The organism is Massilia frigida, assembly GCF_011682175.1.
In the GTDB taxonomy this organism is placed as follows: domain Bacteria; phylum Pseudomonadota; class Gammaproteobacteria; order Burkholderiales; family Burkholderiaceae_D; genus Telluria_A; species Telluria_A frigida.
Genome location: NZ_WHJG01000007.1, coordinates 56,890 through 70,845, shown reverse-complemented (window position 1 = coordinate 70,845; position 13,956 = coordinate 56,890). Strand labels below are relative to the sequence as shown.

General features: G+C 66.0%; 19 protein-coding genes. 1 reads left to right on the top strand and 18 read right to left on the bottom strand.

Annotated elements, in window-relative coordinates; translation table 11 throughout:
- Positions 1 to 26: 26 nt before the first annotated feature.
- From flgH to flgB, 7 genes are read right to left on the bottom strand one after another with little or no spacing between them, the layout of a single operon-like run.
- Positions 27 to 683, bottom strand: a complete 657-nt coding sequence (flgH, locus tag F2P44_RS09330) for a flagellar basal body L-ring protein FlgH (RefSeq protein WP_167086427.1) — start codon at positions 681 to 683, stop codon at positions 27 to 29.
- Positions 683 to 1,471, bottom strand: a complete 789-nt coding sequence (gene flgG / locus F2P44_RS09325; protein ID WP_167399876.1) for a flagellar basal-body rod protein FlgG — start codon at positions 1,469 to 1,471, stop codon at positions 683 to 685. Before flgG ends, flgH begins: the two co-directional genes overlap by 1 nt.
- Positions 1,472 to 1,501: 30 nt before the next feature.
- Positions 1,502 to 2,227: a flagellar basal body rod protein FlgF gene (locus tag F2P44_RS09320; protein WP_167086426.1), complete on the bottom strand. Its 726-nt coding sequence runs from the start codon at positions 2,225 to 2,227 to the stop codon at positions 1,502 to 1,504.
- A 38-nt stretch (positions 2,228 to 2,265) separates the two neighbouring features.
- Positions 2,266 to 3,453: a flagellar hook protein FlgE gene (locus F2P44_RS09315; protein WP_167086425.1), complete on the bottom strand. Its 1,188-nt coding sequence runs from the start codon at positions 3,451 to 3,453 to the stop codon at positions 2,266 to 2,268.
- Positions 3,454 to 3,464: 11 nt separating this feature from the next.
- Positions 3,465 to 4,160, bottom strand: coding sequence for a flagellar hook capping FlgD N-terminal domain-containing protein (locus tag F2P44_RS09310; RefSeq protein WP_167086424.1), 696 nt, complete (start codon positions 4,158 to 4,160; stop codon positions 3,465 to 3,467).
- A gap of 4 nt (positions 4,161 to 4,164) precedes the next feature.
- Complete coding sequence (gene flgC, locus F2P44_RS09305; protein ID WP_167086423.1) at positions 4,165 to 4,584, bottom strand: flagellar basal body rod protein FlgC; 420 nt, start codon at positions 4,582 to 4,584, stop codon at positions 4,165 to 4,167.
- 2 nt (positions 4,585 to 4,586) lie between these two features.
- Positions 4,587 to 4,952 (bottom strand): flagellar basal body rod protein FlgB, encoded by a 366-nt coding sequence (gene flgB / locus F2P44_RS09300; protein ID WP_167086422.1) that lies wholly within the window; start codon positions 4,950 to 4,952, stop codon positions 4,587 to 4,589.
- Positions 4,953 to 5,050: 98 nt separating this feature from the next.
- Between flgB and flgA the strand changes: the two genes are divergently transcribed.
- Entirely contained in the window at positions 5,051 to 5,791 is a 741-nt protein-coding gene (gene flgA / locus F2P44_RS09295) for a flagellar basal body P-ring formation chaperone FlgA (protein WP_167086421.1), read from the top strand.
- Position 5,792: 1 nt separating this feature from the next.
- Here the strand turns inward: flgA and F2P44_RS09290 are convergent, their stop codons facing one another.
- The 11 genes from F2P44_RS09290 to fliD form a co-directional block, all read right to left on the bottom strand.
- Complete coding sequence (locus F2P44_RS09290) at positions 5,793 to 6,524, bottom strand: glycoside hydrolase family 73 protein (protein WP_167086420.1); 732 nt, start codon at positions 6,522 to 6,524, stop codon at positions 5,793 to 5,795.
- Positions 6,511 to 6,939, bottom strand: coding sequence for a flagellar export chaperone FlgN (gene flgN, locus F2P44_RS09285; protein WP_167086419.1), 429 nt, complete (start codon positions 6,937 to 6,939; stop codon positions 6,511 to 6,513). The genes F2P44_RS09290 and flgN overlap by 14 nt, the downstream gene beginning before the upstream one ends.
- Complete coding sequence (gene flgM, locus F2P44_RS09280) at positions 6,936 to 7,229, bottom strand: flagellar biosynthesis anti-sigma factor FlgM (protein WP_167086418.1); 294 nt, start codon at positions 7,227 to 7,229, stop codon at positions 6,936 to 6,938. The genes flgN and flgM overlap by 4 nt, the downstream gene beginning before the upstream one ends.
- A gap of 35 nt (positions 7,230 to 7,264) precedes the next feature.
- A complete protein-coding gene (locus F2P44_RS36545) occupies positions 7,265 to 8,221 on the bottom strand; it encodes a flagellar motor protein MotB (protein WP_167086417.1) in 957 nt (318 codons plus the stop codon).
- On the bottom strand, positions 8,205 to 9,137 hold the full coding sequence (gene motA / locus F2P44_RS09270) for a flagellar motor stator protein MotA (protein ID WP_167086416.1): 933 nt from the start codon (positions 9,135 to 9,137) through the stop codon (positions 8,205 to 8,207). Before motA ends, F2P44_RS36545 begins: the two co-directional genes overlap by 17 nt.
- Positions 9,138 to 9,194: 57 nt before the next feature.
- A complete protein-coding gene (locus tag F2P44_RS09265) occupies positions 9,195 to 9,881 on the bottom strand; it encodes a FliA/WhiG family RNA polymerase sigma factor (RefSeq protein WP_370662663.1) in 687 nt (228 codons plus the stop codon).
- Between the two features lie 141 nt (positions 9,882 to 10,022).
- A complete protein-coding gene (locus F2P44_RS09260) occupies positions 10,023 to 10,487 on the bottom strand; it encodes a flagellar basal body-associated FliL family protein (protein WP_167086415.1) in 465 nt (154 codons plus the stop codon).
- On the bottom strand, positions 10,484 to 11,836 hold the full coding sequence (locus F2P44_RS36090) for a flagellar hook-length control protein FliK (protein WP_167086414.1): 1,353 nt from the start codon (positions 11,834 to 11,836) through the stop codon (positions 10,484 to 10,486). The genes F2P44_RS09260 and F2P44_RS36090 overlap by 4 nt, the downstream gene beginning before the upstream one ends.
- 3 nt (positions 11,837 to 11,839) lie before the next feature.
- Positions 11,840 to 12,157: a hypothetical protein gene (locus F2P44_RS09250; protein ID WP_167086413.1), complete on the bottom strand. Its 318-nt coding sequence runs from the start codon at positions 12,155 to 12,157 to the stop codon at positions 11,840 to 11,842.
- The gene (fliS, locus tag F2P44_RS09245) at positions 12,150 to 12,539 is read right to left on the bottom strand and encodes a flagellar export chaperone FliS (protein WP_167086412.1); all 390 of its coding nucleotides are present in this window, start codon (positions 12,537 to 12,539) and stop codon (positions 12,150 to 12,152) included. Before fliS ends, F2P44_RS09250 begins: the two co-directional genes overlap by 8 nt.
- A 15-nt stretch (positions 12,540 to 12,554) precedes the next feature.
- Positions 12,555 to 13,940 (bottom strand): flagellar filament capping protein FliD, encoded by a 1,386-nt coding sequence (fliD, locus tag F2P44_RS09240; RefSeq protein ID WP_167086411.1) that lies wholly within the window; start codon positions 13,938 to 13,940, stop codon positions 12,555 to 12,557.
- Positions 13,941 to 13,956: the final 16 nt, after the last annotated feature.

Here is a 13,956-nt window from a genome sequence, read left to right as displayed (position 1 = left end):
CCTCAAAACGGCGCTGGCGAGAGCGCTCAGAACGGCATCCAGGGGCCGAGGAAGAAACGGGTCAGCCAGCCGGGTTCGTTGGCATTGGCGAGGGCGCCGCGGCCCGAATAACTGATCTGGGCATTGGCCACGCGCAGCGACGAGACCTGGTTGTCGGCGTCGATGTCGGCGGCGCGCAAGAAGCCCTTGAGGCGCACGAATTCTTCGCCCTGGTTCAGGGTCAGGCTTTTTTCGCCGGCCACGCGCAGCAAGCCGTTGGGCAGCACTTCCTGCACGATCACGGTCAGCGCGCCGGACAGGGCGTTTTGCTGGGTGCTGGTGGCGTCGCCCTCGAAGCCGCGTTCGGCCGACAGGTCGATCGCGGCCTTGGGAAATTTCTTGCCCAGCAAGCCGGGCGCGGTCACGCCCACGCTCGATTCCTTGCTGATGCTGGTGCCGGCGCGCTTGCTGGCCTGGGTGGTTTCCTGCAGGATCACGGTGACCACGTCGCCGGTGCGGAAGGCGCGGCTGTCGGAGGTCAATGGCACGGCGTCGGCGTTGAACACGCCACCCGACAGGCCGCCGCGCGTTTGCGCGCGCGGCAGGGGCGCGCTTTCGTCGGCCATCGCGCGCGGCGGCGGCTGGACGCTGCTGGCGCAGCCGGCCAGCAACACCAAGGCGAGCGTGGCGGCGCCGGCTTTCATCAGCGCGCCGCCTGGGCCAGGTACTGCAGCATGTTGTCGGCGGCCGAGAGCACCTTGGTGTTCATCTCGTAGGTGCGCTGGGCGGCGATCATGTCGACCATTTCCTCGACCACTTGCACGTTCGAGCCTTCCAGCGCGCCCTGCTTGAGCTTGCCGAAAGCGCCATCGCCCGGACGCCCTTCGGCGGCGGCGCCGCTGGCCGGCGTTTCCGAGAACAGGTTTTCGCCGAGTGCCAAGAGGCCGGTCGGGTTGACGAAGTTCGACAAGGTCAGCTGGCCCAGTTCCGACGGCGTGGTGCTGCCGGCAATCGTCGCCGAGACCATGCCGTTTTCACCGATGGTGATCGCGGTGGCATTGTTCGGGACCGTAATCTGCGGCACCAGCGGCAAGCCCTGGGCATTGACCAGGGTGCCGGTGGCGTCCACCTGCAACTGGCCGGCGCGGGTGTAGGCCGGGTCGCCGTTGGGGCGCCGCACTTGCAGGAAGCCATTGCCGGAAATGGCCACGTCGAGCGGCTGGCTGGTGGTTTGCAGGCTGCCGTTGGTGAATACTTTCTGGGTGCCCAGCAAGTGGGTGCCGTTACCGAGCTGCACGCCCGATGGCGACAGGGTATTGTCGGCGCGCTGGGCGCCCGGCTGCTGGTCGACCTGGTAGAACAAGTCCTCGAACACGACGCGGTCGCGCTTGAAGCCGACGGTGTTGACGTTGGCCAGGTTGTTGGCGATCGCCTGCAGTTTGGCGTCCTGGGCTTGCACCCCGGTTTTGCTGATCCACATTGCTGGATTCATGATCTTTTCCTTTTACGTGTTGGGGGCGCGTCAGGCGCCGAGCAGGCGGTTGCCCACTTCGTTCATGTTGTCGCTGGCCTTGAGCAGCTTCATCTGGAGCTCGAAGCTGCGGTTCAGGCTCATGGTGGCGACCATTTCTTCGACCGCCGACACATTGCTGCCTTCCAGATGGCGCCCGCGCACCGTCACCTTGTCATCGGCCGCCAGCGGCTGGCCGCTGCGCGAGACGATCAGCCCGCCTTCGTTCTTGGTCACTTCGCCGGCTTCGGCGTTGACCAGGCGTAGCTTGTCGATCACTTGCATGTCGGTCGTGCCCGGCGCCAGCACCGACACCGAGCCGTCCGCGCCGATGGTCACCGCGTTATGCGGCGGCAGCACCACCGGGCCGCCTTCGCCCAGCAGCGGATGGCCGTTGACCGACAGTGCGCCATCGGCATCGATATTGATGGCGCCGGCGCGGGTATAGGCTTCGCCACCCTGCCACTGGACCGTCAGGTAACCGTTGCCGGTGATCGCCACGTCGAGGTCGCGCCCGGTTTCCTTGATCGGACCGGAGCGGCCCGACACGGCATCGGACTGCATCCGCACATAGTGGCGGTCGTCGAAACCCGCGCCGCCCAGCGCTTGCGTGGCCGATAACTCCAGGTTGGCGCGAAAGCCGGTGGTGTCCATGTTGGCCAGGTTGTTGGCGTGGACCTGCTGGGCTTTCAGCGCGCGTTCGGCGCCGCTCAGTGCTGTAAAGATCAATTTATCCATGTTGCTCCCTCACGTCATTCATTATTTCCGTACGGATACTATAGTGCCTGCATCAAGGACTGGATCATCTGATTTTCTGTTGAAATCACCTTGGAATTGGCTTGATAGTTGCGCTGTGACGTCATCAGGCCGACCAACTCTGACGTAATGTCAACATTCGAGCGTTCCAGGGCGCCGGTATTGAGCTTGCCAGCCAGGCCGCTGCCCGGGGTGCCGTACAGGGCCGCGCCGGAGGCCGAACTGGCGGTCCAGCTGGTGTCGCTCATGGCGGTCAGCGATCCTTCATCGGCGAAGGTGGCGATCGCCACGGTACCGACCACTTGCTGCTGCTCGTTGCTGTACTTGGCCAGGACCGAACCGTCGGTACCCATTTCGACGCCGATGAAGGTGCCGGAGGCATAGCCGTCGGTGCTGTTGGTGGTGGTGATGGCTTCGCCGGCGAACTGGGTGGTGCCAGTATAGTTCACGTCCAGCGTGATCGCGGCCGCGCCGTTGGTCGGGGTGATGTTCAGGGTGGTCACCGGCGGCACCGGCGGCAGCTGGCCCAGGTTGCTGAAGGTCAGGGTGGTGGTGGTGGCCAGCGGGGCGCCGCCGTCGACCGCGTAGTGCACCGTCATGGTGGTGCCGGCGCCCTTGATGAAATACTGCGACAGGGTGTGCTGGCTGCCGAGCGAATCGTAGACCACCGATTGCTTGGCCATATTGTAGGTGGTGGCGTTGGCTGGGTCGAAGGCGCCGGCCGGGGTCACCCAATCGTTGGACAGGTTGCCGACGTAGTTGACCTTGGTGCTGGCGACGGCCGGGATCTGGCCGGTCGGCACTTCGATATTGCCCATCACGCCGAGCGCGGCGCTGCCCTTGATCGCGGCGTAGCCCTGCACCGAGCGGCCGTTGCTGTCGACCAGGAAGCCATCCTTGTTGGCCGAAAAAATGCCGACGCGGCTGTAGTTGACGATACCCTGGCTGTCGCGGCTGACGAAAAAGCCGCGCCCATCGATGGCGGCGTCGAGGCTGCGCCCGGTGGTGGTGACGCCACCGTTCAGGCCGATGCTCTGGGTCATCGAACCGACTTCCACGCCGGTGGCCTGGGAACCGGCGTACATGGCCGAAAAGTTGGCGCGGGTGCTCTTGAAGCCGTAGGTGCCGGCGTTGGCGATATTGTTACTGACTGCTTCAAGCTGGGTGTTGATCGACTGGATACCCGACAATGCGATTTCGAAACTCATGATGTAATCCTTTAATTTGCGGTGGAGGAGTTGGCGGCCGCCAGCGATGCGCCGGACTTGCCGTTGAAGCCAGTGACGGACGAGGGCGCAACATCGCCGATTCCTGCCACCTTGAGGACCACACCGCCACCGGCCGACATGCGCACGCTGTCCAGGCGGCCGATGACTTCGATGGCGCCCTGCGCCCCGGCGCTCGTTTGTACTTTGATATCGTATTTCCCTGGCGCCAGGCCAAGCGCGACCGGATCGATGGAAAACGCTTGCGGACCCGAACCGCGCGAACCGAGCTGCACGTCGTGTTTCACGCCATCGGCACCGGTCAGGGTCACGGTGTTGGTGGCGCTGGCCGCGGGGAGGGTGATGCTGGCCTTGAGCGGCTTGCCGTCCAGGCGCACGCTGTTGGTGCTGACGGTGATGTCGGAGCCGACCTGGGCGCCCAGGGCCAGGGTCTGGATGCTTTCGAGCACGCTGGCGCTGGCGCTGTTGAGCTTGGCGAGGCTTTGCATCGCCTCGGTCTGGCTCAGCTGCGAGAGCTGGTTGACGAACTGCGAGGGATCGCTTGGCTCCAGGGGATCCTGGTTGCGGATCTGCGCCACCAGCAATTTGGTGAACATGTCCGCCGTTTCGCTGGCCGGGGCTTGGCCTACGATGGTGTTGGCATTGCCGGCAGCCTGGTTATTGGCGCCGTTGAGGTTATTGGTGAGCATGGGATCAGCCTTCGCCGAGTCGCAGCAGGCCCGCTTGCATCGACTTGATGCGTCCCAGGACTTCCACATTGGTTTCAAAGGCACGCGAGGCCGACATCATGTCGGTCATCTCGGCCACCTGGTTGACGTTCGGGTAGAACACCATGCCATCGGCATTCGCTACCGGATTGCCCGGTTCGTAGGCCTTGCGCAGCGGTTCGGCCGATTCGACCACGTCGAGTACCTGGACCCGGCTGCCGGCGCCGAGCTTGCCGGAACCGCTGTCGAGCATGGCGGCGAACACGGGTTTGCGGGCACGGTAGGTTTCGCCTTCCGAGCCGGACACCGAATCGGCGTTGGCCAGGTTGCTGGCGATGGTATTCAAGCGCACCGACTGCGCCGCCATGGCCGAACCTGCAATTTGGGAGATATCTTTAAAGCTCATGATTATTGTCCTGCGATGGCTTTGGCCAAACCCTTGAGGCGCATATTCACGAAGGTCAGGCTGGTCTGGAAATCGGATGCGTTTTGCGAGAACGCGGCTTGTTCGACGCCGATTTCGACTGTATTGCCGTCGGCGGTGGGGTGGTACGGGACGCGGTACAAGGCGTCCTGGTCGTCGGCGCCCAAACCAGGCATGTCCGACTCGGTTTCGATGCGCTGCTGCAGCATGGCGCCGAAGTCGACGTCGCGGGCGGTGAATCCTGGCGTGTTTTCGTTGGCGATATTGGCTGCCAGTACGCGGGTGCGGTCGGCGCGCACATGCAGCGTGTCGGCGTGCACACCAAGTGCCTTTTGGAAATCAATCGACATGAAGCTTCCTCCGTGAATGAACTGCAGTGTGAATCTGGTTAGAATGAGGCTGTGCGGCGTTCCTTGCGTCGTGCGCAACGTTTGCCAGGGTGCTACTTATGCTTGAAGTCCGTCGCGCCACCAGCGCCTTGTTCCTGCCATTAACGGCCGCTGCGCTGATTTCATTAGCCGGGGGCAACATAAATGCGGCAGAAAATGCGATCACGGCCAGGCTGGAGCAGGCCGCGCGCGAACAGCTGGCGCGCCAGGCGGAAACGGCTGGCTTGGCGGAAGCGCAATTTACTGTCAATGTGGCAACGCCGCGCGCCGCGCCGCCCTGCGCCAAGCCGGTCGAGATCGAAGCGGTCGACACGCGCACGCCGGCGCGCATGCGCTTTGCCGTGCTGTGTCCGGATGCCGGCGGATGGAAATATGAATATGTGCTGCGCGCCTCGGTCAGCGCGCTGGTGGCGGTCGCCGCCGCGCCGCTCGCGGCCGGGCAATTGCTGACGGCGCAGGATGTCACGCTGGAGCGGCGCGATGTCACCACATTAAGCGATGCCATCAGTTCGGCCGAAGCGGCCACCGGGCAAGCCACGCGGCGCTCGCTGCGGGCCGGCGAAGTGCTGCGCCAGGCGCAGTTGAGCGCACCGCTGTTGGTCAAGCGCGGCGAACCGGTGGTGATGCTGGCGCGTTTCGAGGCGATCGAGATCAGCACCGCCGGCGAAGCGCTCGACGCCGGCGCACTCCATGCGCTGGTGCGGGTGCGCAACCTGGCCAATGGCCGGGTGGTGCGCATGCGCGTGATCGCCCCCGGCACAGTCGAACCGGTCGAGCTGCCGCGCTCGGCGCAGCCGTAGTTCACTCCGACGCTCCCTGCAAGCGCGCGGCCAGCTTGGTCAGCTTGGCGGCGTAGGCCGGATCGGTGGCGTAGCCGCCCTTGGCCAGGCCCTGGGCAAAGGCGCGCGCATCGGTGCCGGTGCCGATCGCGCCAGCGTAGCGCGGATTGTCCAGCAGCACCTGGGCGTAGTCGCGGAAAGCGGCGCCCTGGTCCGGGTAGCTGCGGAAGCGTTCGGTTTTCTTCACGGCCGTGCCGTGTTCGTATTCGGTGGTGGCATTGTCGGCCACCTCGCCCTGCCAGTTGGGACCGGCCTTGATGCCGAACAGGTTGTGGGTGCTGGCGCCTTCGGCCTGGCGCAGCGGACGCTGGCCCCAGCCCGATTCCAGCGCGGCATGGGCCGATACCAGTTGCGGCGCCACGCCCAGGCGTTCGCCGGCCTGGCGGGCCCACGGCGCGATCTGTTCCAGGAAGGCTTTTTGTTCGGAACCGTCGGCAAAGGCGGCGCCGACAGCGGCGCTGGCCGGCGCTGCCTCGGCATCTTGCAGGCGCGCCTGCAGCATGCGGCCCTGCGGGCTCAGCATGGAGGCGCCGCTGTCGGCACTACCCTGGCTGATGAAATCGGCAATCTCGTTCTGCATCGCGCTGTAGACGCCGCCGAAACCGGCGCCGCCGCCCACGGCCGCCATCGGGCGCGTGGACTGGGCTGGCGCGGTGGGCGCGATGCTGGCGGTATGGAAATCAGCGTGCCTCATACAAGGTCTCCTCTCCGTGCAGCACACGCTGCATGATGGAAAATTGTTCGGTCAGCAAGGCGCTGTTGCGAACATTCAAACGTTTGCATTCAAGTACCAGTTGCTCCAGCGCTTGCCAGTCGGCGGCGAGCTGCTCGCCTTGCGCCGCGGCCACGCCGGCGATCAGGGTGGCCATGCCGGCGGCCGCGCCGCACAGGGCGCGCACCAGCGAGACGCGCTGCACGCGGCGCTGTTCCATCGCGTCCAGCAGCGGCGTGAGCTGTTCGGCCAGGTCGGCCAGCTCGGCGCTGCGGTGGCGCAGGGCGGCGTCGAACTGGCGCGCCAGCAGCGCGAGGATGGCCTGGCAAGCGTCCAGGTCGGCGCTAACGCCGGCGCTCAGCTTGCCGAGTGCCTGCTCGCGCGTCATGCGGCTCATCGCTGGCCTCCGTGGAAGCGCGTGATCAGGCCGGCCAGGCGCGCCGGGTCGAACGGCAATTCGCCCTTGGCCAGCGCGTCGCGCAATTGCGCTACGCGTTCGTGGTCGATCTCGGGCATGGCTGCCAGGGCCGCCATGGCCGGCTGCAGCACTTCCGATTGCAGGGCGGCGGCGCTGGCGGCCACGCCGGCGCCGCCGCTTACCGGGGTCTTGGCCTCGGGCGCGGGCGCGGCGCTGCTGCGCTGCACCGCCGAGGCGTCGGCGGAGGCACCGCCAGAAGAGATTTTCATGCGTGGACCTCGGCTTTTGGATTGGATCGTCATGATTATTTGCCCTGGGCGCCGGCGCCCTTGACGTTCTTGAGTTTGTTACGCAGTTCCTCGACCGAACCTTTGGTGCCGGCCGCCGTGTCGGCGCCGACCTCGTTCTTGCCCGGCACGCCGAACATGGCGGCCACGGTATTGGCCTGGCTGTGGGTCAGGATCAGCAGTTCGATGCGGCGGTTCACGGCCGCGCCGGTATTTTCCGGCTCGAAGGGGGCACGGTCGGCCATCCCGACCACTTGCAGCACGCTGTCCGGATTCATGGAACCGGCCAGCAACTGGGAGCGGGCCGCCATCGCGCGCGCATTCGACAAGGTCCAGTTGGAGTTGCCATCCTGGTCACCCGCATACTTGCGCGAATCGGTGTGGCCGACGATCAGCATCTGGTTTTCCATTTTTGCAAACAAGGGACCCATCTCGCGCATCAGGCGCCCGAAGCGGTCGGTCGGCATGGCGCTGCCCAGCAAAAACATGCCCTGGCGGTCGGTGTCGTGCAGGGTGACGCGCAAGCCGTACGGGGTGATCACGGCTTCCAGGTTGTTCGACAAACCCGCATCCACGCTCATGGTGCCCAGCTTGCGCGACAGCACGGCCAGTTCGGCCGGCGAGTCGTAGCGCACTTTCGGGCCTTCGCCGCCGTTTTCCTTTTGCGAGGAGGTGCCGCTGTGCGGCATGGCGAAACGCTCGATCAGGCTGCCGCGCGGGCCGCCGCCGATTTCCGGCTTGTTGCCCTGGCCATCGGCGTAGCTGCCGTTTTGCTCGCGCACCATGGCTTTCATGGTTTGCTGGTCGCGCGCCGCCATCAGCCACAGCACCAGGAACAAGGCCAGCAGCGCCAGGCAAAAGTCGGCGAACGCGACTTTCCAGGCGCCGCCGTGGTCGTCCTCGTGCGCCTTGCCACGGCCGCGCACGATGATCGCGGCGTCGTGCTTGTCATGCTTGTCATGCTGCTTTTGCACGCGGCTCTCCTGCACGGTCGGTGGCGCGGCGTTTCGGCGATGGCGAATCCTCGCCTTCGCCGCCCATCGCGTTGATCCAGCTTTCCAGCTGGGCGAAGCTTGGCTTGATGTTCAATTGCACCAGGCGGCGGCCGGCATCGATGGCCAGCAGGGCCGGTTTGCCGGCCACGTGGGTGACCAGCACGACTTTGACGCATTCCATGTTCGACGCTTCCTGGTTCACCAGTTGCTTCATCATGTTGCTGATCGGGTCGAGTACGCCGTAGCAAAAGAAAATGCCGAGGAAGGTACCGACCATCGCGGCGCCCACTTTGGCCGAGATCGCGCCCGCATCGGCGCCCTCGGCTACCGAGTTCATCGCCAGCACGATACCGAGCACCGCCGCCAGGATGCCGAATCCGGGCATGGCTTCGGCAATCTTGTGCAGCGACTTGGAGGGCTGCACCAGCTCTTCGTGAATGGCTTCCAGTTCCTGCTCCAGTACGCCTTCAAGCTCATGGGCATTGATTTTTCCCATGGCCATCAAACGGAAATTATCGACAATAAACGCCAACAGTTTAGGCTCTTCCAGCACCAAGGGGTAACGCTGGAACAGCGGGCTGGACGCCGGGTCTTCCACGTGGGCATCGAGTGCCTTCAAACCACCTGCCGCGGTCTGCAGCAGTTCATACATCAATAACAACAACTGGCGCTGGAACTCGGAACCTTGCTTCTTGCGCACGATGATCTTGCGCAACTGGGTCGTCAATTCCTTGAGCACATGGTTGGGGTTACCCAACACCAGCGCACCGGCACCGCCGCCGGCGATGATCAGGATCTCGACCGGGTGCCAGATGGCATCGAAGGTGCCGCCCATGAGCACGAATCCGCCGAAAATACAGCCGAGAACGATAGCAATGCCGACTAGTTGCTGCATGTTAAATTCCTTTGGTAAGTCGTGAAGTGCGAAAGAAGCGGGTAAACCATGTCTTGATCAGCCTTTGAGGGCTGCCTTCATCTTGGCCAGCGCCGCCTTGTTGAGCTGGCAGACGCGCGCGTCCGACAAATCGAGGACGGCGGCAACTTCTTTGTAGCTCAGTTCGAATTCGTAAATCATCTGGATCACGCGCTGTTCGCGCTCGTCGAGGGCCATCAGGGCCTGTTCCAGGCTGTGCTTGATCATGAACTGCTCTTCCGGGCCGGGCGCGCTGTGGGCCCGTTCCGCGGCTTCCTGCAGCACTTCGTCAAAGCTCAGCAGCAGTTCGGCGCCATCGTCGAGCTGGTATTGCACATAGGCTTCCTGGCTCAGGCCCAGGGCGGCGGCCGCTTCCTGGTCGGTCGGCTCGCGCCCCAGCGAGCGGGTCAGGGCGCGCACCTGGTCGCGCATCTTGTGGCTGTCCTGGCGCACCGCGCGCGGACGCCAATCCTGGCGGCGCAGCTCGTCGAGGATGGCGCCACGGATGCGCAAGGAGGCGAAGCTGCCGAATCCGGCATCCGGCATGCCATAGCGGCGCAGCGCTTCGAGCAAACCCATCAGGCCGATCTGTTCCATGTCTTCGCGCCCCATCACGCCCGACACCTGGGCGTTGAGCTGGCGCACGATGCGCTTGACCAGCGGCGCGTAAGCGACCAGCTGGCGCTGCTCTTCGCGGGCGTCGAGCACGGGCGCGTACTCGGCCACCTGGGCGGCGCCATACGCGGCGCCGTAGTCGCTGGCGTGCCCGGTCGCAGCGCCATGGGCCAGCGGGTTACCGCCCACGTAGCTGGCGCCGCTGCTGCAATCGGTGTAATCGGCGTGATAGGCCACAGGATCCCCGGTTCGCTATTCGATGATCAGTTTGCCGATCATGACTTCGGAGAACGGCTTTTCGAGCTTGTCCTTGTCATAAGTGGCGGCGAAAGTGCTGTTGAGCTGTTCGGCGTACTGCTCGACCGTCAGGTCCTGGGCGGCGCTCATGGTGTACGCCGACAGGGCGCGCACGGCCACGCTGCGCAGCATTGGCAAGTCATCCTTGGCTTTCTTTTCCTGCTCGAGCGTGGTCGACAGCACCAGGTCGGTCGAAATGTAATGGGCCTGGGTTTCGCCAGGGGCGCGGCGCAGCATGACGATGACCTTGTCGAGCGAGACGTAGCGCGCCGGTTTTTTCGGATGCGCTGCCGCTTCCGGGGCGTGCTTGCCATCCTTGGCCGGCAGCGGCTGCTTGAAGTAGAGCGCCGCGCCGGCGCCGGCCGCGCCCAGGATGCCGATGACCACGAAAGCGACGATCAGTTTGGTGGTCTTCTTCATGCCGCAAGCTCCCGCCCGGACAGGGAGAAGGTGGCGGACGGATGGCCCGCTTCGGCCAGCGCGCGGCCAGGATCGTTGTCATGCGTGTCGCGCTCGGGCTGGCGCTGGCGGCCCTGCTGCTCGCCAAACGCGGCGCCGCTGCGCGGGGTGGCCGTGATGGTCACGGCGACATCGCTGAACTGGCGCTGGGCCAGGTCGGAACGCATGGCATCGCTGACACTGCCCAGCTGGCGCCGCACTTCGCTGTGGGTGGCGCTGATATTTACTTCCAGCACGCCGCCGGCGGCGTGGCGGATCGCGATCTCGATGCGGCCCAGCTGCGGCGGGTCGAGGCGGATCACGGCCTGGTCGATGTTGCGGCCCAGTTGCAGTTGCAGGCGCTCGCCCAGCGCGTCGCGCAGCGGTTGCTGCCAGTCGGCCGGGTTGGCCGGCAATTTCAGGTCGAGCGGGGCGGCCACGCCGGTACTTTGCGAGGCCAGGGCGTTGGCGCCGCTCATGACGTTGCCAGGGCCGGCCACGGGGGCGTCGCTGCGCGGCGCGCTGTCGGCTGTGGCGGCCACGATCGGCTGGGCAGTGGCGGCGACGCCGGTTTTCTGGGCGAGGGGCGCGGCTGCCGTGCCGCTGTCGCCAGTGCGCACGGGGGCACGCGGGGCCGCTGCCGGTGCCGGCGCGGCGGCCAGGACTGGTGGCGGCACGGCCAGCGCGGCCGCCGCTGGCGTACGGGGTGCGGCGGCGCCGCTATCGCTGGCGCTGTCGGCGGGGGCAGTGCTGCTGGCGCTGGCCGCTGGCGGGGCGCTGAAGGTGAACGAGACGGTGCTGGCCGGGGCGGCGGGCAGGGCGGCGGCGAACGGCGCGGCTGGCACGGCCGGGGTCGCGACGGCGGCCGGAGCGGCCGGGGCGGCAAAGCTGGCCGGGGCGGCAAAGCTGACCGGGGCGGCGGCAAGCGGCGTGGCAGCAGGCACTGGCGCGGCCATGGCGGCAGGCAAGCTGGACTGCATCGGCATGGCCGGCGGCAGGACGATGCCGAGCGGCAGGGTCATGCTCATCGTCATGCTCATCGCGGGCGTGCTGGCCTGGTCCGGGGTGGCGGCGGCGACCGGCGGCGCGGCGCTGTCGGGCAGCATGCCGGGGTCGGCCAGGGTGTCGGTGGGCGCGGCGCCGGCGCCGGCGCTATCGGTGTCGCCTTCGGCCACGGCCAGTCCGGCGGCGGCGCTGTCGAACATCAGCCAGTTGGCGAACGGCGCGGCGGCATCGGTGCCAGGGGTGACTGGCGTGGTGGTGGCGGCGGGCGCGGCGGCGCCGGGGGCGGCCGGGGCGGCGCGAGAAGGGGTCAGGTTAGCGAGCATCATGATTTATGCCTGGTTACGTTCTGTGTCAATTTCATTGTCGAGGGCGTAGGCGATAAAGCCAGCTTTATTTGCGTGCATATCGTGCATTTGCGCTCCCAGCGCTTCCAGCTCGGCGGCGCACAGCTCGGCGGCCTTGTCGTGCTGGGCGCGCAGCGCTTCCAGCGCATGTGTTTCCGCCGCGCTCCACGGGCCGCTGGCGGCCAGCACCCGCAGCTGGGTGCTCAGGGCGCCCACGGCGTGGTCGAGCGCAACCCAGTCGCGCGCAGCGCCGGCGCTGGCCAGGGCCGCCGTCAGGGCCTCGAGGGCGGCGCGCCTAGGCATTGCGCGCCTGCACGCCGAGCCAGCCCTGGCGGATCGTGCCGAGAATCTCGACCACTTCGTCCAGCAGCACCGGGTCCATCTTGATGCCGGCCCCGTGCAGGCGGGCGGCGCAAAAGTCATACAGTGTTGCCAGGTTTTCCACCACGTCGCCACCTTGCTCGAAGTCCAGCGAGCTGGACAGTCCATTGATGATTTCGACACATTTGTCGATGCTGGCCGCCTTTTGCTCGTAGCGCTTGCCGACGATGTGGGCGCGCGCGCGGGCCAGCTCGTCCAGCAAGCCGTCGGTCAGCAGCAGGACCAGCTCGACCGGTGAGGCGCGCGCCGTCTGAGCATCAAGGTTAACCGCGTGGTAGTCGCCGTAAGCGTCGGAATAGGACATCTTTTCCTCTCTTGATCAGGATTTGTCGCCGAACAGCGCGTCGAACATGGAGGTGTTGGACGCCATGCGGCTTTGCAGTGTTTGCAACTGTGTAAATTGGGTCAGATAGCGCTTGTAGGCGCTGTCGTACTGCTTGTCGAGCTGGTCCTGGCGCTTGGTCAGGCTGGTCTGCAACTTGGTGTTTTGTTCCAGGCGCTGCTTGAGCTGGCCGTCGGTGCTGCTGCTCCATTCCTTCAGGTAGCTGTCGAGATTGCCGGCGATGCCGCTGCTGCTGCCGTTCAGGCTGCTGCCGATCAGGGTGTCCAGGCCTTTGGGCGAGACCGCGAGCTGGCTGGTCAGGCGGGTGGCGTTCAGGGACAGGCTGCCGTCGCGGGTGGCCACGATGCCGTAGGCGGCCAGGCTGTCGGCGCCGTTGACGCCGCGCAGCATGCTGACCATGCGGGTTTGCAGCACGCGCACCCCGCCATCGTTGGCGAACACGCCGGGGGCGGCGCTCTTGGACGGGTCGCCCGGCGCCACCATGGCATCGATCACGCCCTTGAGCTTGTTGTAATCGTCGACGAATTTCTGCACCTTGGCCACGGTGGCGGCGTTGTCGCTGGCCACCGTCAGGGTGACTGGCGCGTCGCCGGTGGCCTGGGCCTTGGCGAAGGTCATGGTCACCCCGTCGACATTGGTAAACACGTTCGAGGCCTGGGCGATCGGGGTACCGCTGCCCTGAGCGCCGAGCCAGACCAGGGCATCCTGGCCGGTCACGACTTGGGAAGCGTTGAGGGGATCGTCGAGTGCGGCTTTGAGGCCGGCATTGTTGACCGCCGCCGTGTTCAGGGAAATATTCCCGGCCGCGCCAGTCGTCTTCGAGGTCAGCATCAGCTGGGTGACGCCGTTGACGGTGACGATCGAGGCCGACACGCGCCCATTGTTGGTCGGTTCGGCATTGATGGCGGCCGCGATTTCGCGCGGGGTCAGGGTGCCGTCGGCGTCGCTGTTGGCGGTGGCCAGGTTGACCGAAAAGCCGGGCACGCCGCCCAGTTCGATGCCCAGGGTGCCGCCATTGGCCGCGCTGTCGGCCAGGTTGTTGTAGGACACCTGGTTGGCGGTGGCGACTTTTTCGACGAAAAAGCTGTAGCTGCCGGCGCTGGCGTTGGTATTCGCGCTGGCGGTGCCGATCGCGCTGTTGCTGAAGGTCGCGGTCTGGCTCAGCATGGTCTTGCTGGCGGTCAGCGCGCTGAGCGAGCCCTGGTAGGACGAAATCGCCGAGCGCAGGGCGGTCAGGGCTTGCGCGGCCTGGGCGGCCTGCTTGGTCTGGGCCGTCAGGATGCTCTGGCGCGCCGAGGTGTAGTTGGTCGCCAGGCCGGCTGCGGTGGTGGCCGGATCGTAGGTATTGCCAATGCTCGCCATGGGGTTCTCCAGAGTA

Excerpts from the sequence above, each read along its gene's own strand:
- flgA (WP_167086421.1), top strand. The coding sequence starts at position 5,051 with ATGCTTGAAGTCCGTCGCGCCACCAGCGCCTTGTTCCTGCCATTAACG.
- flgM (WP_167086418.1), bottom strand. The coding sequence starts at position 7,229 with ATGAAAATCTCTTCTGGCGGTGCCTCCGCCGACGCCTCGGCGGTGCAG.
- F2P44_RS36090 (WP_167086414.1), bottom strand. The coding sequence starts at position 11,836 with ATGATGCTCGCTAACCTGACCCCTTCTCGCGCCGCCCCGGCCGCCCCC.
- F2P44_RS09315 (WP_167086425.1), bottom strand. The coding sequence starts at position 3,453 with ATGAGTTTCGAAATCGCATTGTCGGGTATCCAGTCGATCAACACCCAG.
- fliD (WP_167086411.1), bottom strand. The coding sequence starts at position 13,940 with ATGGCGAGCATTGGCAATACCTACGATCCGGCCACCACCGCAGCCGGC.
- flgN (WP_167086419.1), bottom strand. The coding sequence starts at position 6,939 with ATGAGCCGCATGACGCGCGAGCAGGCACTCGGCAAGCTGAGCGCCGGC.
- flgG (WP_167399876.1), bottom strand. The coding sequence starts at position 1,471 with ATGAATCCAGCAATGTGGATCAGCAAAACCGGGGTGCAAGCCCAGGAC.
- flgH (WP_167086427.1), bottom strand. The coding sequence starts at position 683 with ATGAAAGCCGGCGCCGCCACGCTCGCCTTGGTGTTGCTGGCCGGCTGC.
- F2P44_RS09260 (WP_167086415.1), bottom strand. The coding sequence starts at position 10,487 with ATGAAGAAGACCACCAAACTGATCGTCGCTTTCGTGGTCATCGGCATC.
- fliS (WP_167086412.1), bottom strand. The coding sequence starts at position 12,539 with ATGTCCTATTCCGACGCTTACGGCGACTACCACGCGGTTAACCTTGAT.
- flgC (WP_167086423.1), bottom strand. The coding sequence starts at position 4,584 with ATGAGCTTTAAAGATATCTCCCAAATTGCAGGTTCGGCCATGGCGGCG.
- F2P44_RS09310 (WP_167086424.1), bottom strand. The coding sequence starts at position 4,160 with ATGCTCACCAATAACCTCAACGGCGCCAATAACCAGGCTGCCGGCAAT.
- motA (WP_167086416.1), bottom strand. The coding sequence starts at position 9,137 with ATGCAGCAACTAGTCGGCATTGCTATCGTTCTCGGCTGTATTTTCGGC.
- F2P44_RS09290 (WP_167086420.1), bottom strand. The coding sequence starts at position 6,524 with ATGAGGCACGCTGATTTCCATACCGCCAGCATCGCGCCCACCGCGCCA.
- F2P44_RS09320 (WP_167086426.1), bottom strand. The coding sequence starts at position 2,227 with ATGGATAAATTGATCTTTACAGCACTGAGCGGCGCCGAACGCGCGCTG.
- flgB (WP_167086422.1), bottom strand. The coding sequence starts at position 4,952 with ATGTCGATTGATTTCCAAAAGGCACTTGGTGTGCACGCCGACACGCTG.
- F2P44_RS09250 (WP_167086413.1), bottom strand. The coding sequence starts at position 12,157 with ATGCCTAGGCGCGCCGCCCTCGAGGCCCTGACGGCGGCCCTGGCCAGC.